Below are 21852 nucleotides of genomic sequence, written 5' to 3'. Positions count from 1 at the left end.
ACCTCATAGCGGCGCGCCAGCTTCGCTTCGGAGCCGAATTGCCCGCTCGGATGCAGCCGCCCCAGCGCGATGTCGCGCTCGATTTGCGCCTCCACATAGGCCACGAGTCCTCGCCGTTCCATCCCCATCCCCTTCCTCGTCCCAGCATCGCCATCCAACCACAGGGGTCTGACATGGACGTGCGGGCCCACCCGCCGCGTCGCTTGCCGGGCCAGCGCGCTCCCGGGCCGCATGGGGCGAAAACCTGTCCGACTGTCGGACAGGTTTTGAGGCAACCGGGCCCGGGCGGGCGACCCTGTGCGTGCACCACATTGGTATCCGTGCGCGCATGACGTTGTGCCCACTGACGGGCCGGCGGCCTGGGGACCATGCTGCGGAAACTTGTCCGACAGTCGGACAGGTTTTGAGGCAACAGGGCCCGGGCGGGCGCGTCTGTCCGTGGCTCACCTTCGTGTTCGCGCATGCACGACGTCGCGGGCCCACGGCCGCAGTCCGTGAGTCAGGCTCCGGGTGGAATGCTTCGGGGCGCGGGATTTGCTGACGACTTGCGTAGATGACGGCCCATGCGGAAATCCTGGCCGTACGCAGTGGTGATGCTGCTGGTGCTCGTTGGCGTGCCCAGATTGCTGCGCCACTTCATTCCCGACCGGCGGCTGGCGCTGACGATGTTCCCCGTCGTCATGTTCGCCCTGCTTGTGCCGATAGCCCTCTGCTTTCTTCCTCGCTACCGCCGGAGCAAGAAGCTCACGGACGAGGGGCTCCAGTTGTTGTCGGAGGGGAGGGTGGCCGCCGCGCTCGAGCGGTTCGAGGCGTCGCGACCACTCGCGAAGGTCCAGGTCATTCCCACGTACAACATCGGCGTCGCCCGGCTCCAGCTCTGGCAACTGCCGATGGCGGGGCGCGAGCTTTCGAGTCTGGAGTCCCGGAAGGATCTGACGCCGCAGTTCCGCGCGGTGTTGTCCGCGGCGCTCGCGCTGGTGGACGCGCTCGAAGGTCGGTTGGCGCGAGTGGATTCCCGGCTTGCCGAGGCGAGGTCGCGGGTGGACTTTCCCTTGTGGTTCGCATCGCTCGCTTCAGCGGTGGTGGCGTGCCGTGAGGGGCGCTGGGCCGAGGCTCGCGAGCTGCTGGCCGATGCGGCGCTAGAGAATCTCAACGGACCTCTGCTCGGACTGCGGAATGTGCTGGAGGTATGGTGCGTAGAGCAGCTCACCGGGGAGGCGCGGCCGGTGGACGCCATCGCTCTTTTCGGGGAAGCGTCACAGGACTCGCTTGAGGCTGCATGGCCGGAGCTCGTGAACTACGTGGTGAAAAGGTCATCTTGATGGGCACTTGGGAACGCGGGCTTCCATCATTGAAGCAGGTTTCGACTCCCAGCCTGGCTCCCCTGCGCGAGGTCGGGAGCGCGACGTTCTCGCTGTCGGACCTGGACCAACTGGGGACTCCGAACTTCGAAGGGAAGGACGTGGAGGCTTCCATCAAAACGTGGTGGCTCGAGGCGCAGTGCGGTCTGGAGTTCGTCCTGTCGCAGGACTTCCTCACCGGGAACGCCAGGGTCATCGCGGAAGAAACAGCGGAGTTCGAGCATGTCCTCGCGCACCTTTCCTTTTCCGCGGAAGAGCCCTTCCAAATGGGGCCCTCCTCCGAGGAGCGGACGCGGCGCGATGGGCATGGCGGCTGGCGCGTCCTTCGAATCGACACGCATGGTGGCACGTTCGAGGTGGCAAGTTTTTCGCGTGAACGGTCCGCTCGTTGCTTCGCGGACCTCCTGGATCATCGCGGACACAAGCAGGGCTATTTCGTAGAGAGCCAGGACCCGCTGCATCCTCTTCCGTCCCGAGGCCCAGGCCCCATGCATTGGGTCCTGCTGCGCCAGGACGAGAACGGCGTGCGATATGAGATCGCGCGCTCGCCCTGGCGTTCGCAGTTGGAGTGGCTGGCGGAGCAGTACAACAAGGAGCCTCGCCACAAGCAGCTCTGGTTCGTTGAGAGCCTGCCTCCTGTCACCCCGGTGGCGACATCAGCGGACCGGTGAAGGCGACCTCCAGACCTCCGTATTCCGAGGGAGCCAGGGTCATCTTCCAGCCGTGCAGCTCCACCACGTTGTGCACGATGTTCAGGCCCAGGCCCTGGCCTTGCGGCTCTCGTGTTCGTGCCGAGTTGCCTCGGAAGCGGCGCTCCAGGATCCTGAAACGCTCCTCCTCGGAGATGCCCGGTCCGTCGTCGATGACCCGCAGGTGGAAGGTCTGCTGGCGCGTCGTCTCCAGCACCACCGCCACGTGGCCGTCCTCGCGTCCGTAACGGATGCCGTTGAGCACCACGTTGCTGACCGCCTGCTCCAGCAAGGTTTCGTCGCCCATCACCCAGGTTTGCGTCGCCGGGACTCCGCTCTCCAGGGCGATGCGCTGCGGCCTCGCGATGGGCTGGTGCCGGCCCAGCACCCGTGACACCAATGCGTTCAGGTCCACCGGCGCGTGCTGTACCTGCGGTGCTCCCGCTTCCAGCCTCGCCGCCGCTCCCAGGTTGTGCACCAGCGAGGCCATGTAGTGCGCCTCGCTCATCGCGGACAGCATCAGTCCCGATTCCAATGGCTCACCCGCGCGCATCCGCTGCTGCATCGCTGCCAGGTGCCCCTGCAACACCGTGAGCGGCGTCATCACGTCGTGCGTCGTGTTCGCCAGGAAGTCTCGCAGCGTCTGCTCGCGCGCTTGCTGGTGCGCCATCTGCGCCTGGATCTCCGCTCGGGCCTGCTGGAAGGCTCGGGCCAGTTCCGCGATCTCGTCGGTGCCGTTCACCGTCACGGGCTGCTCGTAGCGGCTGCCCGATGAGGCTCGCACCTCGTCCGTCAGTCGGCGCAGGCGCTGCACCACCGGCCCCAGCGCCACCACCATCGCGGACAGGAGGATGAGTGTGGGCACTCCCCAGACGTACAGCGGCGGCAGCCCCACCTCTGGCGACTCCGCGGGCTCCACCCGACGCGCGAGCACGTACTCGCAGGGGCCTCCATCCCAGGACATGCGCAACAGCAGGTCCTGCACCAGCGCGCCGTCCGCCTTCGAGTAGCGGCGCACGCCCACGCCGTCGTCCTGCACGCCCTTGCGCAGTTCGTCGTCCAGCGCCGGTGCCTGCGGGTTTCGCGAAACGAACTGGCCGTCGAACGGGTAGAGGCTCACCGGCGGCAGGCGCCGCCCCAGCGGCCCCCGGGCCCCCAATCGCGGCGGACCTTCGTCTCTGGGCCTGGGGCCCTCCGATGCGGGCCCATTGCCTGATGGCTCGTTCGGCGCGACCGTGCCGGAGGGCGGGCCTCCGTTGCCGTCGGGCAGGCCTTCGCGCTCCCACGGCGGACGCTGGGGTGAACGGGAGCGGACCATCCAGGTCTCGGGTGTGGCCTCGCAGCGTTCTCGGCCCCCGGACTGCATCTGCGACAGCGTGGACGCGATGATGACTTCGTCCGTCGTGCGGCGGCGCACCGAGTGCTCCACCTGAACCAGCGCGAACACCGCGGGCACTGTCACCGCCACCGCAGTGAGGGCCAGCCGCAACCGCAGCTTCACGCATCCTCCCCGGGCACCAGCCGGTAGCCCACGCCCCAGACCGTCTCCACGCACTTCACCGGACCCAGCTTGCGCCGCAGCCGCGACACGTGGACGTCCAGCGTGCGCTCCGTGCCCTCACGCTCCGGATCCAACACGTGCTCCACCAGCCACTGCCGCGTCACCGCCTCCTGCGGCCTGCGCGCCAGCGCCGCGAGCAACTCGAACTCCACCCGCGTGAGCTCCACCGGCCGCCCCTGCACCTGCACCGCGTGCCCCTGCAGGTCGATGCGCAGCGGGCCCATCTCCACCACCGCCTGCTCCTTCTGCAACGTGGGCCGGCGCAGACGCGCTCGCACGCGCTCCACCAGCTCCTCCGGCCAGAAGGGCTTCGTCATGTAGTCGTCCGCGCCCAGCTTCAGCGCCCGGACCTTGTCCAGCGTGTCGTTGCGCGCGCTCAGGATGAGCACCGGGACCTCCGAGAAGGTCCTCAGCGCCTTGAGCATGTCCAGGCCGTAGGTGCCCGGCAGCATCAGGTCCAACACCACGAGGCTCACGTCCGGCAGGTCGCCGGACACCAGCAGCCGGCCCTCGCGCCACCACACGGGCTCGAAGCCCGCGCAGCGCAGGTGCCCGACAATCTGGGACCCGAGCTGGTCGTCATCCTCCACCAGCAGGATGCGGTCGCCCATGCGCCATGCCTCCCTTCGGACACATCACCCCGGAGGACTCCGGGGTGGCCCGGCTCACCCTATTTCAGGGCATGCCACCGTCGAAGCCCGGGGGAGGCCCCATGCCGCCATCCCAGCCAGGCGGGGGACCCATGCCACCGTCGCCGCCTGGAGGAGGACCGCCGGGCCCACCACCGCCGCCGCTGCCGCCCGGCATGGCGCAGGACGCGGTATTCAGCGAGGAGCGGACGACCAGCGTCTTGGACGCCAGCATCGCGCCGTCCGACATGCGCTGCGTGGCGAAGAGGTAGTCGCCCACCGCGTCTCCTGAGACCACCGTGTCGTTCTGGTTGGTCGTGTCGCGCTCGCCACGCGTGTTGTAGAGCGGCTGGCTGTTGACGATGTCGTCGCTCGTCGAGTCGTCGAAGAACAGCTGCGACGTGACGAACTCCTGGCCGTTCACCCGCACCGTGAAGTGGATGTGGATGGTGCGGCTGCTGTACCAACCGGGGAAGCACGTGTCGAAGTCCACGCGCCCGTTGGCGTCCGTGGTCCGCACCCCGCGGAACCACCGCGCCGCGCGGGCCGTCGCGTCTCCGGACGTGCAGAAGTCGCTTGCGTCCTCGCCGGAGTAGAGGCCTTCCGGGCCCGCGTGCCAGATGTCCACCGTGGCACCCGGGATGGGCTTGCAGGACTCGTCCACGACGAGGAAGGCCAGGCGCACCGGCAGGCCTTCATGGCCCTCGCTGATGTCCTTGCGGTCCACCGTGGTCGCGTAGCAGGGCCCCAGCGTGGCTTCGCAAGCGAGGTTGCACACCGTGCCCAGGCCGGACGCGAACGGAGCCGGATACGCGGCGGCGGCCGTCATCGCCGCGGTGCCGCCCGTGGCCCAGAAGCCCGGGTCCACCACTCCCGCGTCGGTGCCCGTGCCCGCGTCGGCTCCGGTGTTCGTGTCGTCGCCCGTCGTGTCGTCGCCTCCGCAGGCGACGAGCAGCTTCGCCACGGGAACCGCGGCCAGCGACAGGCCAATGCCGCGCAAGATGCTCCGGCGCGTGACGACCTTGGGGGAAAGGTCCTGAGGGGATTCGCTCTTCATCCGGGGTTCCTCCGGGAGCTCGGGAGCCAGGGGCGGCGAGAGTGCCGCCCTCGGGGCCGCCCGGGGCTGACCGGATGGCGAACCGGGTTATCTCGGGAGAACCTTAAGCAATCCTTGCGCGGAAGGTCCGCGACTCAGGAAAAGCGCACGCGGAAGGCGGCGAGCAGTGGACCTGCTGCCCGTCCGTCCGCCGTGGAGCGGGGACCGCCTTCGGGGAGCGTCGTACCCAGTTCCTCCAGCGCGGGCTTCATGGAGTCGAAAGCGTGGAGCGCCTCCGCCGCGTTGTCGAAGAAGCGCGGATGCAACAACCAACCGGAGATGCCGCAGGTGACGACATGGAAGGACCGCGAGTCATCCGACTCATAGGTCAGGCGCAGGAGGCCGCGGAAGCCCTCGTCCCGCACGATGGTGCCGCCCTGGCTGCCCATGCCGCCGAGCGTCGCGCCGCCCTCGTAGTCGCTCCAGCCTGAGTCCGCGTTCATGCCCCACGCATAGCACCCCAAGGGCTGACACGGGCGGCGTGCCAGGGAGGCGCCGCGCCGTTGCCCGTGGTCCCGGTCTGGCGCAGCGAGCGGCGCCCCGGGTGGGGTTGCACGCCGGTTGTCGGCCTCCGCGCACCGCCCAACGTTTGCGGAGTGGGGGGATGCCGTCATGTCCGCGGAAACAATCCATGAGCCGCGCTACACCGAGGAGATCATTCCCTTCCTCGCGGGTGACGGCCGCGCGCTGCACCTGGTTCACCTGCGCGGTGTCGAGAAGGCGGACAAGGGGCCGGTGGTGCTGGTGCACGGAGCCGGCGTGCGCGGGAACATCTTCCGCGCGCCGGTGCGTCAGACCTTGGTCGATGCGCTGATTGAAGACGGCTACGACGTGTGGCTGGAGAACTGGCGCGCCAGCATGGACGTGGAGCCGGGCGAGTGGACGTTGGATCAGGCCGCCGTCCTGGACCACCCGCCCGCCATCCGCACCGTGCGGGAGAAGACGGGCGCGGACAAGATCAAGGCCGTCATCCACTGCCAGGGATCCACCAGCTTCACCATGGCCGCGGTGGCGGGGCTCCTTCCAGAGGTGGATCTCATCATCACCAACGCGGTGTCACTGCACCCGGTGGTGCCCGCGACCGCGAAGGTGAAGCTCCACTACGCCGTACCGCTGGTCGCGCGGCTGACGCCCTTCCTGGATCCGCAGTGGGCCTACGGCGGCCCCACGCGCACGGCCCGGATGCTGACGCGCGTGGTGCAGGCCACGCATCACGAGTGCGAGAACCTGGTCTGCCGCTGGACGAGCTTCACCTACGGCACGGGCTTCCCGGTGCTGTGGCGCCACGAGAACCTCAACGCCCAGACGCACGACTGGCTCCAGCACGAGTTCGGTCCGGTGCCCTTCAGCTTCTTCAAGCAGATGGACCAGTGCGTGCGCGCCGGCCACCTGGTGCCCGTGGAGGGCTTCCGCGCGCTGCCGGAGGACCTGGGCGTGCGCGAGCCCCAGACGGACGCGCGCTTCGTCTTCTTCGCGGGCGAGGAGAACCGCTGCTTCCTCGCGGAGAGCCAACGCCGCAGCTTCGAACATCTGGAGCACTTCCACCCGGGCCGGCACGCGCTGCACCTCCTGCCGGGCTACGGCCACCTGGACGTCTTCATGGGCAAGCGCGCGTCCCAGGATGTCTTCCCCCTCATCCTCTCCGAGCTGGATCGCTCCGCGCTCCACTGACGAAAGGCAAAGCCATGTTCCTGCCTCGACGCATCCAGACCCAGTACGGCCGCTATTCGCGGGTGGACGACATCCCGTACGCGCTGCCGGTGGACTCGAAGGGGGCACCGGCGATGGTGGCCGCCTTCACCGTGGACGCTCGCCGCGCCGCGGCCCTGCTGCCCGGCAATGAACTGCACCCGCTGCGCCTGTCGCGCGACCGCGGCGTGCTGCTCGTCTCCGTCATCGACTACAAGCGGACGGACATTGGCGCGTACATCGAGTTCAGCATCGCGCTCGCGTGCACGCATGGACGCAGGCCCTCGCCTCCGCTCCTGCCCCTGCTGTTCCAGAAGCGCTTCGGCGTGGGGCAGTACGTGGTGGACCTGCCGGTGAATACGGAGGTCTCCGTGAAGGGCGGCAAGGGCATCTGGGGCATGCCCAAGCACCTGGCCCGGTTGGACTTCCGGGTGGAAAACGGCTCCGTGAGCAGCCGCTACGAGGAGGGCGGCCAGCAGGCGGTGCGCGTGCGCATCGAGCGCCCGAAGCTCGCGTGGCTTCCGCTGCGGATGGCGGCGGTGAACTACTGCGCCTTCCGGGGGATGCTGATGAAGTCCACCATCTACTTCCGGGGCCGCTTCGGCTTCCGGGTGGGGAAGCGCGCGTGGGGGACGCTGGAGGTGGGGGACCATCCGCGCGTGCAGGTGCTGCGGGATTTGAGCATCTCCCCGCGCCCGTTCCTCACCGGGTTCTTCCCCTCGTCTAGCGGCGTGCTGGATGACCACTTCGAGGCGTGGTTCCTCACCCAGCCCACGCTGCCTCCGGACACGTATCCGGAGGGGCTCGAGAGCGTGGTGGACCTGGGCCAGGACCAGACGCCCATGCCGGACCCGGAGTCGGACGGAGCGCCGCCGAGGGTGCTCCAGGCCGTGGCGCCCCTGCCGGAGGAAGCGCGGCCATGAAGCGCGGCGGCAGCCTGGATCTGGCGAATGCGTGCCTGCTGTTCCTGTGCACGTCCATGTACCTGGGCACGGGCTGGTCGCTGATCCTCTTCACGTTCCCCATCGCGCCCCAGCTCACGGTGGACAACTACTACCTGCAGTTCGTGCCGCAGGTGCAGGCGGCCACGCGGTTCTTCACCTGGATGACGGCGGTGATGCTGCTGTCCGCCGGAGTGCTGGCGTGGCGCGAGCGCAAGACGGCCCTGCGCTGGTATCCGCTGGGCGTGCTCGTCGCGGTGGTGGTGGCCACGCTGCTCACGCGCATCTACATCTTCCCGTACAACGACGAGATGGCCGCCGGCATCACGTCGCCCGAACGGCTGACAGAGGTGCTGGGCGCGTGGATGCGGATGAACCGCATCCGCGTGGGGCTGTGGACGGTGCAGTGGCTGCTCACGCTGGGCTACTTCGTGCACCGGGTGCTGCGCGCGGAGCATCCGGCGGGAGAGCGCTGGCGCCTGGGGGTGTCCGTGCCTTCGCGCCGGGAGGCCCACGCATGAGCCCGGCCGCGTCGCGATGGCTGGAGCGCCAGGCCCGCGTCCGCGGCCGCCCCTGGCGCTGGGCGCTCGCGGCCATCGGGTGGATCACCGTCGCGACCGGCGCGGCGCAGATGTTCCTGCCGGGGCTGGAGCTGCGGCTGTTGCACGCGGATGCGTCCGCCGCGCCCGCGCACTTCTTCCGCATCGTGGGCATGTTCATGGTGCTGTTCGGCGGCCTGCTCCTGCACGGCCTGCACGAGCCTCGCGCGAACCCCGCCGCCTTCCTGTGGACCGGCCTCCAGAAGGTGGGGGCCTGCGGGATGGTGGCGGCGGGCGTGGCGCGCGACCTGCTGTCGCCCCTGGCGCTGGGGGTGGCTGCGGTCGACGCGCTGTCCGCGGTGCTGGTGCTGGGGTTCTACGCGTCGCTGCGCCAGCGCGAGCAGATCATCACCGTGCTCAGGCCGCAGACAGAAGTAGCGGCTCCGGAGGCCACCAGCCCCTCCGTCAGCGCGCTGCGTGTCGCGGATGCGACCCGGAATGGCGTGCCTTCGCGGCGGCTCCAGCGCACGTTCGACGAGGGCATAGCCATCCAGGTGTCCCCGGCGGAGGCTCCCCGGCGTTCGTTGGTGCTCGCGGGAGGCGGCATGCGCGTCGCGTGGCAGGCGGGCGTGCTGCGCGCGCTGACGGACGCGCGGCTGTCCTTCACCCACGCGGACGGCACGTCCGGCGGCATCATCACCCTGGCGATGTGGCTGTCCGGCCAGTCCCCCGCGGAGATGTGTGAGCGGTGGCGGACGCTGGACGTGAAGGACTTCGTGTCGCTGATGCCGCTGGACGAATACGCGCGGCCCTGGAAGCTCACCGCGCCGGGGGACGCGGACGGCATCGTCCAGCGCGTCTTCCCGCACCTGGGCGTGGATGTGGACGCCATCCGCGCGAACCGCGAGCGTTCCGGCACCTTCAACGTGTGTGACTTCGCCCGGAAGACGAACGAGGCCATCCCGCACACGGACGTGGACCTCGACCTGCTGGTGGCCGGCATCTCGCTGCCGCTCTTCATGCCCCCGGTGGTGAAGGACAGCCACCTGTACCTGGACTCGGTGTGGATCCAGGACGCCAACGTGATGGAGGCCGTGCACCGGGGCGCGGACGAGGTGTGGATTGTCTGGTGCATCGGCAACACGTCCACCTACGCCGACGGCTTCTTCCGCCAGTACGTCCACATGATTGAACTGAGCGCGAACGGCGCGCTCTTCGCCCAGCTGGAGCAGGTGCGCGAGCTCAACGCGCGCATCCTCGCGGGCGAGCACGTGCCGGGACACGTGCGGCCCATCACCGTGCACCTCATCAGGCCCGAGCACCCGCTGCCCCTGGACCCGGACTTCTACGCGGGCCACGTCACGGCCTCGACCCTCATCGACCAGGGCTACTCGGACGCCTGTCGCTACCTGGCGGTGGCGGACGGCCAGGGCCTGCCCCTCACCCCGGAGATCACGCAGATGACCGAACCCGCCTATGACTTGACCTTCCGCGAGACCATGGCCGGTCCGCTCGCGATGGGCACCACCGACCCCGAGGCGGGCGCCCACGACGGGCGCTCCACGCCCTTCACCATGCACTGCACCATCACCATCGACGACATGGAGGCGTTCATCCGCGACCCGGACCACGCGGCCCGGCTGGTGGCGCACGTGCAATACAAGCCGCTGGGCATGGACCTGCCCGTGCGCGAGGGGAGCTTCAACCTCTTCCGCAGCACGGATGATCCGCGCACGAAGATCATGACCTACGGCCTGCGCTTCCAGGCGAACGGCCAGGACTACTACCTGGACGGCACGAAGACGCTGCGCGACGACCCGGGCCCGGACCTCTGGCGCGACACCACGCGGCTCTACAGCTACCTGCACGCGGGCGTGGACGCGCGCGGCCCGGTGGTGGGCGCGGGCGTCCTGGTGCTGGGCATGCGCGAGCTGCTCCACCTGGTGGCCAGCATGCGCTCGTCGCGCGGGGGCGTGGAGGGCGCGGGCATGATGGCCCGCTTCGGCCACCTGTTCCTGGGCGCGCTCTGGGACCTCTACGCCCCGGAGGCACCGGTGCGCGAGCGCGCAGAGGAGGCCACGCATGGCCACGAGGGCTGAGCACTTCGACGTCGTCATCGTGGGCTCGGGCTTCGGCGGTTCGGTGATGGCGTGGCGGCTGGCGGAAGCAGGCCTGCGGGTGTGCGTGCTGGAGCGGGGCAAGGCGTATCCGCCGGGCTCCTTCGCGCGCAGTCCGCACGACATGCGCCGCAACTTCTGGGACCCGAGCAAGGGCATGCACGGCCTGTTCAACCTCTGGTCCTTCCAGGGGCTGGGCGGCGTGGTGTCCGCGGGGCTGGGAGGCGGGTCGCTCATCTACGCGAACGTGCTGCTGCGCAAGGACGAGAAGACCTTCATCCACGAGGACCTCCTTGACGGAGGCTACGAGAACTGGCCCGTCACCCGCGCGGATCTGGAGACGCACTACGATGAGGTGGAGCGGATGATGCACGTGCAGCGCTATCCGCTGGAGCATCCGCCGTACGACTCCACCGCGAAGACGCTGGCCATGAAGCTCGCGGCCGAGCGCCTGGGTCGCGCGGGCGATTGGCAACTGCCGCCGCTGGCCGTGACGTTCGGCAACCCCGGCGAGGTGCCCGTTCCGGGCGAGCCCATCCGCGAGGAGCATCCCAACCTCCACGGCCGCACGCGCACCACCTGTCACCTCTGCGGCGAGTGCGACATCGGCTGCAACACGGGCAGCAAGAACACGCTCGATTATACGTACCTGTCCGCGGCGAAGGACGCGGGGGCGGAGCTGCGCACGCGCGCGGAGGTGACGGAGCTGTGGCCCTCGGAGGGGGGCGGCTACGTGGTGCGGTACCTGGACCACACGGACACGCCGGAGGACGTGCCTCGCGAAGGCCCGCAGTCCATGTTGCCGCGCAGCACCGTGACGGCGGACCGGCTGGTGCTGGCGGCGGGCACGTTCGGCACTCCGTTCCTGCTCCTGAAGAACCAGCGGAACTTCCCCGGGTTGAGCGGACGGTTGGGCACGCGCTTCTGCGGCAACGGAGACCTGCTGGGCTTCATGCGCCAGTGCCACGATTCGAGCACCGGCAAGCAACTGCCTCGCATCCTGGAGGGAGGGCACGGGCCGGTCATCACCAGCGCGCTGCACTTCCGGAGCGAGGAGGAGGGCGGCACGGGCCGGGGCTACTACATCGAGGACGCGGGCTACCCGGAGTTCGTCAACTGGCTCTACGAGGGCGCGTATCAGGCGCCGTTGGTGGAGCGAGGCCTCAAGCTGGCGTGGCGCCTGATTCGTGGGTGGACGGGACGCACGCACGACTCCGACGTGAGCGAGGAGATCGCCGAGCTGCTGGGGGATTGCCTGGGCTCCGCGACGTCGTTGCCGCTGCTGGGCATGGGGCGCGACCTTCCCACCGGCCACATGCGGCTGACGGACGACGGGATGCTGGCCATCGACTGGCGGATGAGCGGTTCGCGCGAGTACTTCCAGCAGGTGCGCCAGTCGATGGCGGACATCGCTCGGACGCTGGAGGGGAGGCTGCTGCAGAACCCACTCAGCTACTTGAGCCGGGTCATCACCGTGCACCCGCTGGGCGGCTGTCCCATGGGACGCGGGCCTGAGGAGGGCGTGGTGGATGCGACGGGCGAGGCCTTTGGCCACCCGGGGCTGTATGTAGCCGACGGCTCGATGATGCCGGGCCCCGTCGGGCCCAACCCGAGCCTCACCATCGCCGCGCTCGCGGACCGGTTCGCGGATGCGCTCATTGATTCGCACCGCAGGGGCACTCGGGGACGTGCGTGGCGGGCGACGGAGGAGGGGCCATGGCCGTCCGCGCCTCCGATGTGAGCCGCCTTCCGGGCCAGCGCGTCGAGCCCACGCCCGAGCCACAGACGCCTCCGGGCCGGAAGATGGTGTCGTGGTTCGACCCGACCGTGCTCGCGAAGTCAGGGATGAAGGCACTGCTGTCTGGGACGTTCGGACGACAGGCGGACCGGCGTTTGCTGGACGCCGTATCCCGGCCGCAGCCGCTCTGTTTCGACTACTCGGTGGACGACACCGGTCATCCGCGCGACGAGCTGTGGCTGGACTACGTGGCGGACCTGGGCGACGGCTGGGACTCCACCTACGCGGTGGCGTCCGCGGTGATGGCGCCGGAGCTGGCGCTCACGGGCGAGTCCGGCGAGACGCACGTCACGCGGGGCGGCGACGTGCTCGTGTTCGGAGGGGACGAGGTCTATCCGACCGCGAGCGTGGACGAGTACCAGGCGCGCACGGTGGTGCCGTACGAGGACGCGTTGAACAAGCGGCGACACCGGCCGCACCTGTTCGCGGTGCCCGGCAACCATGATTGGTACGACGGACTGGTGTCCTTCACGCGCCTGTTCTGCCAGGGCCGGCGCTCCAATGGCTGGCGCACGCAGCAGCAGCGCAGCTACTTCGCGCTGAGGCTGCCGCACGGTTGGTGGCTGCTGGGCACGGACATGCAGCTGGAGTCCGACCTGGACGCGCCGCAGGTGGAGTTCTTCCAGAAGGTGGCCGCACAGATGCGCGGCACGGACCGGATCATCCTCTGCAACGCGGAGCCTGCGTGGGTGAAGCAGCAGGTGATGCCTCACGCGGGGCGTGGCTTCCTGGACCACAACATCGACTTCCTGGAGCAGAAGGTGCTGGGCAAGAAGGTGAGCGTCTTCCTGGCGGGAGACCTGCACCACTACCGCCGGCACGAGAACGCGGACGGGCGGCAGAAGATCATCGCGGGTGGGGGAGGGGCGTTCCTGCATCCCACGCACCTGCCCAAGGTGGATCAGAGTCCAGGCGGCTTCGTGCAGAAGGCGAGCTACCCGCCGCAGCGGGCATCCCAGTGGCTCGCCTGGCGCAACCTGCTGTTCACCGCGATCAACCCGTGGTTCGGCGTGTTCATGGGCGTCGTCTACACGCTGCTGGGCTGGGGCGTGGCCGCGAACCTCAATGAGGGGGCGGTGGGTGCGCCGTCGTTCCGGGAGGTCATCAACGCGGGGGTGCAGAGCACGGGCTCGCTGCTGCTGGGGGCAGGCGTGGTGCTGGGCACGTTCGCGTTCGCGGACGGCCGGCGGGGGCCGCTCTGGAAGAAGACCGCCGGCATCGCGCATGGACTGGTGCACCTGACCGTGGCGCTGCTGCTCACCTGGGGCGTGTCCGCCGTCGCCGCGCCGCTGGCGGCGGAGCTTCAATGGAGCCTGCGGCGGGACTTCCTCAGCGGGCTGTTGCTGTTTGGCGGCGGAGCGCTGGTGGGGCCGCTGGTGGTGGGCGTGTACCTGCTGCTGTCGCTCAACGTGTTCTCCTGTCACCCCAATGAGGCGTTCTCGTCGCTGTCGATTCCGGACTGGAAGAACTTCCTCCGGCTCCGCTTCGACGAAGACGGCCAGCTCACGGTGTACCCGGTGGGTTTCCGGCGGGTGCCGCGACGGTGGAAGCGGGGACGTTCTCCCGAGGATCCGGTGTGGATTCCGGACCCGACGGACACGCGGGCGACACCGCCCCGGCTCATCGAGCCGCCCATCGTCATTCACCGGACGAAGGCCCTTCCGATGCTGGAGGAGACCGGTCCGACGAGACCCACGGACATGATGGTGGACAAACACCCACCCGGCGGAGCGGTTTGAGCGGCGCGGGCCAAAGTCCTACGCTGCGTCCCATATGAAGGCGATGCTCCTGTCCCTGCTCTTCCTCGGCGCCGCGCCGTCCGGCCCCGCGCCGTCGTCCCTGCCTCCCGAAGCGCTGGGGGCGCCCCCGCTCGTGGATGCGTCTCCGACCGCGTGGTCGTGCACCATCGACACGCTGCGTGCGGGGAAGGAGTGCGTGTTCGAGGCGGATGCGCCGCCTCCCAAGAACGCGAACTCGGACGTGGAGTCCGCCAACATCAAGCTGCTGAAGGACGCATCTCGCGCCCTCTGCTCGGAGGCCGTGAGCAACGCGCGGGACGGCTCGCCCGACCCCAAGCTCGTCGCTGTCTGCGAGCGCAAGTACGCGGACGTCGTGGGCCGCTGCGGCATCGAAGGCAATACGCCGGTGGTGGACTCCAAGGGCCGCTTCGCGCCCGCGGCTCGCGCCTGCTACCGCGCGCTGTCCTCCGTGCTCCAGGATGTTCAGTTGATGGCCTCCGTGGCCTCCACCTGCTGTGAGTGCGCGGCACGCAGCCAGTGCCCCGGCAACGGCGAGAGCTGCTACGCGGCCGTGTCGCGGCAGCAGGCAGGGCCCACCACGCTCGCGTGCATGGACGAGCGCTGCCACGACGCCTGCTCCATGATGCTGCCCCCGTCCGCGTCCATTCCGCGCCAGTCGCCGTCGCGCGCGAACTCGCAGCACACCGACTCCGCCTCGCTGTAGCGCGTCCACCGTGCTGTCGCACTTCAAGGAGCCTCGCGCCATGCCCCGTCTTCCATTGCTGACCCTCCTGGGTGCGCTCGCCACCGGCTGCGGTGCCTCGCACTCCCACGTCGCGCTGGAGGACCGCGCCCTCACGGACTCGCCTCCGCCGCGGACGCCGCCCCCCGCGCCCAAGCGCTCCGTCGTCGCGGAGCAACCGCCCACGTCGCCGCATGACGCCCGCGCGTTCCTGGCCCGCTACTCCACGCCCGCCTCGTGCGAGACCGCCGCCCGCAAGCTCCAGGCGACTTCACGCGACGACGCGTGGCTGGCCCTGAAGCTGTGCTCGGAGGCCCCCGGCTTCACCCAGCTGGGCGCCGTGCTGGGCAGTGCGTGGGCGGAAGACCTGCGCGTGCGTCCGGATGCCGCCAACCTCATCGCCCGCGTCGTGGCCCAGCGCGGCGGCAGCGTGGACGGTGAGCTGCGCCTGCTCCACGCGCGCAAGGTGCCCATCTTCTCGCTCGCGTCCGCCGTCGCCCAGCCGGATACCTACCGCGGCCGCTACGTCCTCCTGCGCGCGCAAGTGGCCGACCAGCGCTCGGAAGGGGAGCGCCCCACGCTGTGGCTGGTGGAGCAGGGCCTCCAGTCCGTGGCCTCCCGCCGCGAGGTCGGCATCGCCTACCACACCGACACCGTGACGCAGGCCTCCGGCGACCTGGGCGGACGGACGGCGATCACCGGCGAGGGCCGCGTGGGCGGCTCCATCTTCACCCGCGAGAGCACCACCCAGTCCGCCTCCGAGCGCACCTACGACAACCTCTCCGAGGAGACCGGCCGCGAAGCCCTGGGTCGACTCGCCGCGCCGGATCCCTTCCTGGAGACCCGCCGCGACTACGTCATCCTCGCGCGCTTCGACGGCCTGCGCGTCACCTCCGGCATGACCACCGACGACGAGGACGAGGGCCCGAAGATCCCCGTGCTCACCATCGTCAGCTACCACCTGCCGCAGGCGCTCGCCGTCTACTGACGCAAGCGCCCGCCCGTCAGCGCTTCACCGGTGCCGCCGTCGCAGTCATGTCCCGCGACGGCGTGCCGGAGTAGATCTCCACGTCCGTGGCCACCCATGACCCCAGCCGCTCGCCGTAGGTCGTGTGCACCAGCACACCCGGGGACAGCTGGGTGCGGGCCACGCGCTTTCCGTCGCGCAGGATTCGCGTGGACGGCGCCACCACGAACGGCCGCTCCACGCCGTCGTCGTCGCGCACCGTGAAGCCCCGCGCGCCCGAAATCGTCACCGTGCCGTAGAAGTCCGGCACGTCCTCCGCCACCACCGAGCCCAAGCTTCCGCTTCCGCTCCCGCCGGTGCCTTCCTCCGTGGGAACCGCCGCCCCGGCCTGGAACACCGCGAGCCGCGGCACCATGCCACTCTCCGAGACAGCCCCGTCCCGCGACTGGCACGCGCTGACGCCCAGCACGAGCCCCCCGACGAACAGCCACCTCCCCCATCCCTGGCGCATGGCACCCACCTCTCGTGCGTTGGTGCTCCCAAGATGGGGCGGAAACCCGCACCGACAACCACCCCCGGCAGGGAGGCCCGCCCCAGTGTCACCCGGGCCACGGGGACCGTGACTCCGGGTGGGGGCAGGGGACCGCCGTCAGTCCGGCCCGGACACCAGCCCGTGCTTGCGCAGGAGCTTCCGCAGGTAGACGCGGTCGATGCCCGCTTCTCGCGACGCCTTGGAGACGTTGCCGCCGCACCGCTCGAGCACCGTGCGCAGGTAGTCGCGCTCGAAGCCTTCGATGAGGCGCTCCTTCGCTTCCTTGAAGGGCAGCTCCAGCGCCAGCGACAGCGTGTCCTCCGGATCCAGGTCCGGCGACAGGGCAGGGCGCGCGACCGGCGCGTCCGGCAGCTCCGGCAGCGCGGACTCACCCAGGCTCACCACCCGGTCCACCACGTTGCGCAGCTCCCGCACGTTGCCCGGCCACGGGTACTGGGCCAGCAGGGCGCGCGTCTGGTCCGACAGGGCACTGGGCGGCTTGCCCATCCGCTCCAGCACGGTGTCGATGAGCAGCGGGATGTCCTCCGGCCGCTCGCGCAGGGGCGGCAGCGTCGCGCGCAGCACCGCGAGCCGGTGGAACAGGTCTCCGCGGAAGCGGCCCGTCTTCACCGCGCCCTCCAGGTCCTGGTGCGTGGCCGCCACCACCCGCACGTTCACCGAGCGGTAGTCATTGGCGCCCACCCGCTTCACCTGCCGGCGCTCCAGCGCGCGCAACAGCCGGGGCTGCACCTCCAGCGGGAGCTCTCCGACTTCATCCAGGAAGAGGGTGCCGCCGTGCGCGCGCTCGAAGGCGCCCGCCCGGTCCGCCTGCGCGCCGGTGAAGGCGCCCTTCACGTGGCCGAACAGCTCCGACTCCAACAGCTGCGGCGCCACGCCCGCCAGGTCCACGATGACGAAGGGCCCCTTGGAGCGCCCGCCATGCAGGTGCAGTCCTTCCGCGCACAGCTCCTTGCCGGTGCCCGTCTCGCCCTGGATGAGCACGTCGGACTCGCCCTGGGCCACGCGCTCCAGCAGGGTGAAGACCTCGCGCATCCGGCGGCTCTGGCCCACCAGGTTGCCGAAGCGCTCACGGTTGGAGAGGGGCAGGGTGTGCGCCTTCTCTCCCTCCGGGACGAGCTTCAGCTCCGTGGTGCCCAGCGTGAGCACCGCGCCGGGGCGCACCTCCAGGGTGGTGAAGCGCATGCCCTCGCAGAAGGAGCCGTTGCGCGAGCCCACGTCCACCGCCTGGATGCTGTCCTCGCGCACGTCCAGCAGCAGGTGGCTGCGAGACACCGCCCGGTCCGCGATGATCACATCCGAGCTGGCGTCCGCGCCCACCCGGTAGCGCCCGGGCGCCAGCGGGTAGCTCTGGCCCGCGTCCGGGCCGGACAGCACCAACAGCCGCACCCGCACCCGCGCCGAGCGCATCGCCGGCAGGGCGTCCGTGCGTAGCTGCCGGTCCTCCTCCCCGCTGTCGTCCCCGAAGCGCGCCACGGCGCGGACCATAACATACGGAAACGGAAAGGCCCGGCCTCCCCGCACGCACCGACAAAGGTGAGTGCCTGGAAGAGGACGGGCCCGGGAGGAGAGTCCAGGGGACGCGCGGCGGTCAGGCCGGCGGCTTCGCGTGCTTGTAGAAGAGCACCAGCGTGTAGCAGTGGAACTCGTTGTCAGAGGACTGGCACACGACCCGGTCCACGATCTCCAGGTCCGCGTTGCTCTTGATCCAGCGGGTGACGTTCTCACCCAACTCTTCCCGCTCCTTGGCCTTCGTCGCGGAGAAGACCTTCACGCCCGTGAACATCGCCTGCCACTCCTTGTGGGTGGTGAGAAAAGGCTTGACCGGGGGTTATCGCACACGCCGTTTTGGGGTGTCAAAAATGCTGCGCTCCAAAAGACGTGATCCGCGAGGGAGCGGGGGGGCGGGGTGGGGTGGGGGTTTGCAGGTGGACCGGCATGCATAGGTTCACCCGGTCGCACCCGGTTCGTGAATTGGGGCGGGGCTCGGGGCCATTTCCGGCTCCAGGGCATGGGCGGAAAAAGGGGGCAGGACCGTGGACATGAAGACGAAGAAGGACCTGGCGGTCGATTTCATCAACACCATCCGCACCATGGAGCCGAGCGCGCTCAACGCCCTCATCGTGAAGGAAGCGGGCGAGGAGCTGGCGCAGTTCTTCCTGAACTACAGCGCGAACCTCATCTCCAAGGATCCGTCCCGGGTGTTGGAGAACACGTCCTCGCTGATGCTGATGGGCTACCTCATTCGCACCTACGAGGAGAAGAACAGCCAGGCCAAGCAGGGCAACTTCCAGTCCTACGCGTACGCCTGAGGGCCTGCGCGCGCGGGCTCGACAGGCCCGGGGAGGCCTGTTAGGCACGCGTCGCCCATGCTCATCGACCTACACGCCCATTCCCACCTGTCCAAGGGGTGCGACCTGGAGCCGCGCGCCGTGCTGGAGCGTGCGGCCATGTTCGGCCTGGACGCGGTGGCGTTCACCGAGACGAACACCCAGGACGGCTGCGACGAACTCTTCGAGATCGGCGCCAGGTCCAAGGTGAAGGTCTTCGTGGGCCTGGAGCTCGTCACGGACCGGGGCCAATACCTGTGCTTCTTCCCGAAGCCGGAGCTGGCGCCGGAGCCCGTGCAGATGTGGGGCAGCAACCGGGAGAAGCCCTGGAGCGCCGCCGAGTGCCTGCCCAAGGTGAAGGCGATGGGCGCGGCCATCATCGCGGCCCGCCCCTTCGACCGCGACGTGCCCAACCCCGCCATGGAGTACGTGCGCTCACTGTCCGGCGTGCTGTGCGCCGTGGAGGGCTACAACGCCAAGGTGAAGCAGACGGCCAACGACCTGGCCGTGGAGGCCGCGGACGTCCTCAAGGTGCCCTGCGTGGGCGGCAGCGACGCGCGCGGCTCCCTGGACGAGATGGGCCGCGGCGCCACCTTCTTCAAGCGCGACGTGCTCACCCAGGCGCAGCTGGTGGAGGAGCTGTTCAAGGGCGACTACTGGCCGGTGATGGCCGGTGAGCTGCCCCGCCTCACCCGGCCGGGCGAGGCGCAGGCCCAGCGCAAGGGCGGCGGCGGCAAGAAGCAGCACCGCCGCGGCGGCCGGCGCTAGACAGGCGCCAGGCGATTCAGGGCAGGACGGATTTGCCTGCCTCTTCCGCGCGCACCAGCCTCCCGTCGCTGAGGAACGCCTTGCGGCGCTCGCCGGTGTAGCGCCACTCCTCGTTCTTCGCGGTGCCCTCCAGCGTGCGGCGCACGGACTCCGGCGGGCCCCAGGCCATGCGCACCGCGTCCGCGGGCATGTCCGGCACCAGCGTCTTGGTGCGCACGGCCTCCTTCACCGCCGCGCTGAAGCCGTTGAGCTGCTGCGTCAGCGGGTGGGGCGACAGCGTGTTCCCCAGCTCCGCGCGGAACGCGTCCTGCCGGTCCAGGTTCGGCGGCAGCACCATCACCACCTGCTCGCCCGCGGGGGCGCCCTCCACCGTCACGTACACCCACGGCCAGGTGCGCGGGGAGTAGAGGACGCGCTCGGTGACGACCCACGCGGTGGGGAACTCCACCTTGGTGATCCGCACGCGCGAGCCGGCGGGGAGGGTGGCCTGGACGGGGCCGGGGTTGATGGGCTTGCCCTGGGTGTCATCCACCAGCCGCACGTCCTCTGGAGGGTAGGGCGTGAGCAGCCGCTTGGACGCGTCCCCGAAGAAGGGCGTCAGGTAGGCGGAGACGCGCAGGTACTGCTCCGCGTCCGGGCCGCTGAGGCCGCGGTCCAACGCGGCCCGGTCCTCGGGGGACATGCGGGTGGCGGACGCGCAGCCAAAGGACATGGCGGCCACGAGCGGCACCAGGAACAGCGACGACAGCGAGCGGAAGGAACGCGGCATGGCACCTGGAGGCGCGCGGGATGGGACGGCGCGCACCTTCGGGTGTCTGCTTAGCCTAGCGGCTGGCCTGCGTCAGCGCCGGCGTGTCCGTCGCCGCGAGCTTGCCGTTGCGGCAGCCGCGCTGCGTGGGACACACGGGACCGCGGCCATGCGGGTCCGCGACCAGGAGGAACCGCCCCTGCCCCCGAGCATCCGTCAGCTCCGGATGGCCGCACAGCGCGCAGTGGCGGGGGGGACGCTTCGAGGGAGGGAAGGGCACGCGTCAAGTGTGCGGCCTCCCCGCGCCCCCAGCGAATTTTCAGCCGGGGGCGGTGGGACGATGGAGCCTGGGGCGCTACGACTTGTCTCCGGACGCGGACGGAGTGCTCGGCGCGGCCGCGGGAGCGCTGGGCGCCGTGCTGGTGCTCGACGACGACGAGGTCGAAGAAGACGCGGTCGACGACGACGCCGAGGAGGACGACGACGAACCGCCGCCGTCCTTCTTCGTGGAGCCGTACAGGTCCGAGTACCAGCCGCCACCCTTGAGGTGGAAGCTGGAGCGGCTGAGCTGCTTGCTCAGCGTGCCCTCGGCGCCGCACGCGGTGCAGGCAGGGGGCGTCGGGTCGGACATCTTCTGCAGGACGTCGATGGTCTTTCCACAGGCCGAGCAGCCGTACTCGTAGATGGGCATGGGGTGGGTACCTCGTCTCGATGAGTCAGTTCGAAGGGGATTGGGCCTGGGCGGAGAGCTGCTTGCGCAGGCCTTCCGTCAGATTCAGGCGCTCGAAGGCGCGGGTGACCAGCTCCGCGGGCGCGCCGTGCTTGCGACCCACGACGTTGGCCAGCGAGTGGAGATCCGTGGCGTCCGGCAGGGCGTCCTTCGCCAGCCGCTCCAGCTCCTTGCGGAGCGCGTCGGCGAAGCGCTTCTGGATGCCCAGGTCCACCAGGTACTTGTCCCGGCCGAGCAGATCCAGCCGGTGGGTGAGGTGGCTCGTGGCCAGCACCTCGTTGCGGAAGCGCTCGCGCAGCGCCTCCACGACTTCTTCCAGCCTGAGCGCGTGGTTGAGCCGCTGCAGCTCGCTGGGGGACAGGCCGAGCGCCCAGGCCACCCGGCCGGTGGCGCCGCGCTGGGACGCGTAGGCGGTCTCGATGTTGTGGCGCTCGCGGGCCTCCAGCGTCTCCATGATGCCGTGCTGGCGCAGCACGTTCTCCATGTCGACCTGGGTCATCTCACCGCGCGGGCCGTTGTAGCGGTGCTCCAGCGTGCGCAGAAGTGAGTAGCGGTGCTCCGTGGCCTCGATGGCGGCCTCCAGCGTCTCCTTGCCCTCCGCGCGCGTCAGTTCAAGGAACGACAGTCGCTGGGCCTCCACGCGGGTGAAGCGGCCGCGGGGGCGGGGCAGCTCGCGCTTGAGGAAGCGCGGGGCCTCCTCTTCTTCCTGGGGCGCCTGGGGAGCCGGGGCGGACGCGGCGGTGTCGGCGTCCTCCGCGTCGGTGGTGCGCTTCTTGGGCGCGATGCGCTCCTGGACGGCGGCGGCCTCCGCCTTGGCGCTCTTGCGGCGGCCGGTCTTCGCGTCCGCCTCCTCGGAGG

General features: G+C 69.9%; 23 protein-coding genes and 1 pseudogene. 12 read left to right on the top strand and 12 right to left on the bottom strand.

Annotation, left to right across the window (positions count from 1 at the left end; genetic code table 11):
• Nucleotides 1-128, bottom strand: a pseudogene (locus D7Y11_RS31710) (GntR family transcriptional regulator); the annotation flags it as partial.
• Between the two features lie 435 nt (nt 129-563).
• Between D7Y11_RS31710 and D7Y11_RS31705 the strand changes: the two are divergent.
• The gene (locus D7Y11_RS31705) at nt 564-1322 is read left to right on the top strand and encodes a hypothetical protein (RefSeq protein WP_126935551.1); all 759 of its coding nucleotides are present in this window, start codon (nt 564-566) and stop codon (nt 1320-1322) included.
• Nucleotides 1322-2032, top strand: a complete 711-nt coding sequence (locus tag D7Y11_RS44530; RefSeq protein WP_233605106.1) for a hypothetical protein — start codon at nt 1322-1324, stop codon at nt 2030-2032. Before D7Y11_RS31705 ends, D7Y11_RS44530 begins: the two co-directional genes overlap by 1 nt.
• On the opposite strand, the gene D7Y11_RS31695 is transcribed toward D7Y11_RS44530, so the two are convergent.
• The 4 genes from D7Y11_RS31695 to D7Y11_RS31680 form a co-directional block, all read right to left on the bottom strand.
• Complete coding sequence (locus D7Y11_RS31695; protein ID WP_121754427.1) at nt 2001-3551, bottom strand: cell wall metabolism sensor histidine kinase WalK; 1551 nt, start codon at nt 3549-3551, stop codon at nt 2001-2003. The genes D7Y11_RS44530 and D7Y11_RS31695 overlap by 32 nt on opposite strands.
• The gene (locus D7Y11_RS31690; RefSeq protein ID WP_121754426.1) at nt 3548-4222 is read right to left on the bottom strand and encodes a response regulator transcription factor; all 675 of its coding nucleotides are present in this window, start codon (nt 4220-4222) and stop codon (nt 3548-3550) included. Before D7Y11_RS31690 ends, D7Y11_RS31695 begins: the two co-directional genes overlap by 4 nt.
• Before the next feature lie 64 nt (nt 4223-4286).
• On the bottom strand, nt 4287-5297 hold the full coding sequence (locus tag D7Y11_RS31685) for a protocatechuate 3,4-dioxygenase (RefSeq protein ID WP_121754425.1): 1011 nt from the start codon (nt 5295-5297) through the stop codon (nt 4287-4289).
• A gap of 134 nt (nt 5298-5431) precedes the next feature.
• Entirely contained in the window at nt 5432-5779 is a 348-nt protein-coding gene (locus D7Y11_RS31680) for a hypothetical protein (protein ID WP_120576222.1), read from the bottom strand.
• 169 nt (nt 5780-5948) lie between these two features.
• On the opposite strand from D7Y11_RS31680, the gene D7Y11_RS31675 reads away from it, so the two are divergent.
• The 8 genes from D7Y11_RS31675 to D7Y11_RS31640 are packed head-to-tail and all read left to right on the top strand — an operon-like array spanning nt 5949 to nt 15889.
• Nucleotides 5949-7007: an alpha/beta fold hydrolase gene (locus tag D7Y11_RS31675; RefSeq protein WP_126935550.1), complete on the top strand. Its 1059-nt coding sequence runs from the start codon at nt 5949-5951 to the stop codon at nt 7005-7007.
• Between the two features lie 14 nt (nt 7008-7021).
• Nucleotides 7022-7948, top strand: a complete 927-nt coding sequence (locus D7Y11_RS31670; protein ID WP_126935549.1) for an acetoacetate decarboxylase family protein — start codon at nt 7022-7024, stop codon at nt 7946-7948.
• Nucleotides 7945-8487 carry a hypothetical protein gene (locus D7Y11_RS31665; RefSeq protein WP_126935548.1) on the top strand — a complete coding sequence of 181 codons (543 nt, stop codon included), beginning with the start codon at nt 7945-7947 and terminating at the stop codon, nt 8485-8487. Before D7Y11_RS31670 ends, D7Y11_RS31665 begins: the two co-directional genes overlap by 4 nt.
• Nucleotides 8484-10604: a patatin-like phospholipase family protein gene (locus tag D7Y11_RS31660; RefSeq protein WP_121754420.1), complete on the top strand. Its 2121-nt coding sequence runs from the start codon at nt 8484-8486 to the stop codon at nt 10602-10604. The genes D7Y11_RS31665 and D7Y11_RS31660 overlap by 4 nt, the downstream gene beginning before the upstream one ends.
• Complete coding sequence (locus D7Y11_RS31655; protein ID WP_126935547.1) at nt 10588-12363, top strand: GMC oxidoreductase; 1776 nt, start codon at nt 10588-10590, stop codon at nt 12361-12363. Before D7Y11_RS31660 ends, D7Y11_RS31655 begins: the two co-directional genes overlap by 17 nt.
• Nucleotides 12339-14159 carry a metallophosphoesterase gene (locus D7Y11_RS31650; protein ID WP_126935546.1) on the top strand — a complete coding sequence of 607 codons (1821 nt, stop codon included), beginning with the start codon at nt 12339-12341 and terminating at the stop codon, nt 14157-14159. Before D7Y11_RS31655 ends, D7Y11_RS31650 begins: the two co-directional genes overlap by 25 nt.
• 34 nt (nt 14160-14193) lie before the next feature.
• On the top strand, nt 14194-14883 hold the full coding sequence (locus D7Y11_RS31645) for a hypothetical protein (RefSeq protein WP_120576215.1): 690 nt from the start codon (nt 14194-14196) through the stop codon (nt 14881-14883).
• A 40-nt stretch (nt 14884-14923) separates the two neighbouring features.
• The gene (locus D7Y11_RS31640; RefSeq protein ID WP_120576214.1) at nt 14924-15889 is read left to right on the top strand and encodes a hypothetical protein; all 966 of its coding nucleotides are present in this window, start codon (nt 14924-14926) and stop codon (nt 15887-15889) included.
• Nucleotides 15890-15905: 16 nt separating this feature from the next.
• On the opposite strand, the gene D7Y11_RS31635 is transcribed toward D7Y11_RS31640, so the two are convergent.
• The 3 genes from D7Y11_RS31635 to D7Y11_RS31625 all read right to left on the bottom strand — a co-directional run bounded on the left by D7Y11_RS31635 (nt 15906) and on the right by D7Y11_RS31625 (nt 18204).
• Complete coding sequence (locus D7Y11_RS31635; protein ID WP_126935545.1) at nt 15906-16379, bottom strand: hypothetical protein; 474 nt, start codon at nt 16377-16379, stop codon at nt 15906-15908.
• Between the two features lie 138 nt (nt 16380-16517).
• Nucleotides 16518-17906 (bottom strand): sigma 54-interacting transcriptional regulator, encoded by a 1389-nt coding sequence (locus tag D7Y11_RS31630; protein ID WP_120576212.1) that lies wholly within the window; start codon nt 17904-17906, stop codon nt 16518-16520.
• Between the two features lie 103 nt (nt 17907-18009).
• Complete coding sequence (locus D7Y11_RS31625; RefSeq protein WP_014397120.1) at nt 18010-18204, bottom strand: hypothetical protein; 195 nt, start codon at nt 18202-18204, stop codon at nt 18010-18012.
• A gap of 250 nt (nt 18205-18454) precedes the next feature.
• Between D7Y11_RS31625 and D7Y11_RS31620 the strand changes: the two genes are divergently transcribed.
• Both D7Y11_RS31620 and D7Y11_RS31615 read left to right on the top strand, forming a co-directional pair.
• Nucleotides 18455-18730 carry a hypothetical protein gene (locus D7Y11_RS31620; RefSeq protein ID WP_043321624.1) on the top strand — a complete coding sequence of 92 codons (276 nt, stop codon included), beginning with the start codon at nt 18455-18457 and terminating at the stop codon, nt 18728-18730.
• Between the two features lie 57 nt (nt 18731-18787).
• Complete coding sequence (locus D7Y11_RS31615; RefSeq protein WP_120577449.1) at nt 18788-19516, top strand: PHP domain-containing protein; 729 nt, start codon at nt 18788-18790, stop codon at nt 19514-19516.
• Between the two features lie 16 nt (nt 19517-19532).
• Here the strand turns inward: D7Y11_RS31615 and D7Y11_RS31610 are convergent, their stop codons facing one another.
• From D7Y11_RS31610 to D7Y11_RS31595, 4 genes are all read right to left on the bottom strand, one after another.
• Complete coding sequence (locus D7Y11_RS31610; RefSeq protein WP_126935544.1) at nt 19533-20285, bottom strand: hypothetical protein; 753 nt, start codon at nt 20283-20285, stop codon at nt 19533-19535.
• A 55-nt stretch (nt 20286-20340) separates the two neighbouring features.
• Nucleotides 20341-20544 carry a hypothetical protein gene (locus D7Y11_RS31605; RefSeq protein ID WP_120577451.1) on the bottom strand — a complete coding sequence of 68 codons (204 nt, stop codon included), beginning with the start codon at nt 20542-20544 and terminating at the stop codon, nt 20341-20343.
• 75 nt (nt 20545-20619) lie between these two features.
• Nucleotides 20620-20955 carry an FmdB family zinc ribbon protein gene (locus D7Y11_RS31600; protein ID WP_126935543.1) on the bottom strand — a complete coding sequence of 112 codons (336 nt, stop codon included), beginning with the start codon at nt 20953-20955 and terminating at the stop codon, nt 20620-20622.
• Nucleotides 20956-20980: 25 nt separating this feature from the next.
• The coding region (locus D7Y11_RS31595) for a hypothetical protein (protein ID WP_126935542.1) at nt 20981-21852 on the bottom strand (872 nt) is incomplete at its 5' end.

Source organism: Corallococcus sp. AB018, from assembly GCF_003986945.1.
Lineage (GTDB): Bacteria > Myxococcota > Myxococcia > Myxococcales > Myxococcaceae > Corallococcus > Corallococcus exiguus.
This window is presented reverse-complemented; position numbering and strand designations above follow the sequence as displayed.

What these genes read in the sequence shown, in the direction of transcription:
- D7Y11_RS31635 (WP_126935545.1), bottom strand. Translation starts at nt 16,379, where the DNA reads ATGCGCCAGGGATGGGGGAGGTGGCTGTTCGTCGGGGGGCTCGTGCTG.
- D7Y11_RS31655 (WP_126935547.1), top strand. Translation starts at nt 10,588, where the DNA reads ATGGCCACGAGGGCTGAGCACTTCGACGTCGTCATCGTGGGCTCGGGC.
- D7Y11_RS31630 (WP_120576212.1), bottom strand. Translation starts at nt 17,906, where the DNA reads ATGGTCCGCGCCGTGGCGCGCTTCGGGGACGACAGCGGGGAGGAGGAC.
- D7Y11_RS31625 (WP_014397120.1), bottom strand. Translation starts at nt 18,204, where the DNA reads ATGTTCACGGGCGTGAAGGTCTTCTCCGCGACGAAGGCCAAGGAGCGG.
- D7Y11_RS31675 (WP_126935550.1), top strand. Translation starts at nt 5,949, where the DNA reads ATGTCCGCGGAAACAATCCATGAGCCGCGCTACACCGAGGAGATCATT.
- D7Y11_RS31660 (WP_121754420.1), top strand. Translation starts at nt 8,484, where the DNA reads ATGAGCCCGGCCGCGTCGCGATGGCTGGAGCGCCAGGCCCGCGTCCGC.
- D7Y11_RS31680 (WP_120576222.1), bottom strand. Translation starts at nt 5,779, where the DNA reads ATGAACGCGGACTCAGGCTGGAGCGACTACGAGGGCGGCGCGACGCTC.
- D7Y11_RS44530 (WP_233605106.1), top strand. Translation starts at nt 1,322, where the DNA reads ATGGGCACTTGGGAACGCGGGCTTCCATCATTGAAGCAGGTTTCGACT.
- D7Y11_RS31670 (WP_126935549.1), top strand. Translation starts at nt 7,022, where the DNA reads ATGTTCCTGCCTCGACGCATCCAGACCCAGTACGGCCGCTATTCGCGG.
- D7Y11_RS31685 (WP_121754425.1), bottom strand. Translation starts at nt 5,297, where the DNA reads ATGAAGAGCGAATCCCCTCAGGACCTTTCCCCCAAGGTCGTCACGCGC.
- D7Y11_RS31610 (WP_126935544.1), bottom strand. Translation starts at nt 20,285, where the DNA reads ATGCCGCGTTCCTTCCGCTCGCTGTCGTCGCTGTTCCTGGTGCCGCTC.
- D7Y11_RS31640 (WP_120576214.1), top strand. Translation starts at nt 14,924, where the DNA reads ATGCCCCGTCTTCCATTGCTGACCCTCCTGGGTGCGCTCGCCACCGGC.
- D7Y11_RS31690 (WP_121754426.1), bottom strand. Translation starts at nt 4,222, where the DNA reads ATGGGCGACCGCATCCTGCTGGTGGAGGATGACGACCAGCTCGGGTCC.
- D7Y11_RS31650 (WP_126935546.1), top strand. Translation starts at nt 12,339, where the DNA reads ATGGCCGTCCGCGCCTCCGATGTGAGCCGCCTTCCGGGCCAGCGCGTC.
- D7Y11_RS31600 (WP_126935543.1), bottom strand. Translation starts at nt 20,955, where the DNA reads ATGCCCATCTACGAGTACGGCTGCTCGGCCTGTGGAAAGACCATCGAC.
- D7Y11_RS31665 (WP_126935548.1), top strand. Translation starts at nt 7,945, where the DNA reads ATGAAGCGCGGCGGCAGCCTGGATCTGGCGAATGCGTGCCTGCTGTTC.
- D7Y11_RS31705 (WP_126935551.1), top strand. Translation starts at nt 564, where the DNA reads ATGCGGAAATCCTGGCCGTACGCAGTGGTGATGCTGCTGGTGCTCGTT.
- D7Y11_RS31645 (WP_120576215.1), top strand. Translation starts at nt 14,194, where the DNA reads ATGAAGGCGATGCTCCTGTCCCTGCTCTTCCTCGGCGCCGCGCCGTCC.
- D7Y11_RS31615 (WP_120577449.1), top strand. Translation starts at nt 18,788, where the DNA reads ATGCTCATCGACCTACACGCCCATTCCCACCTGTCCAAGGGGTGCGAC.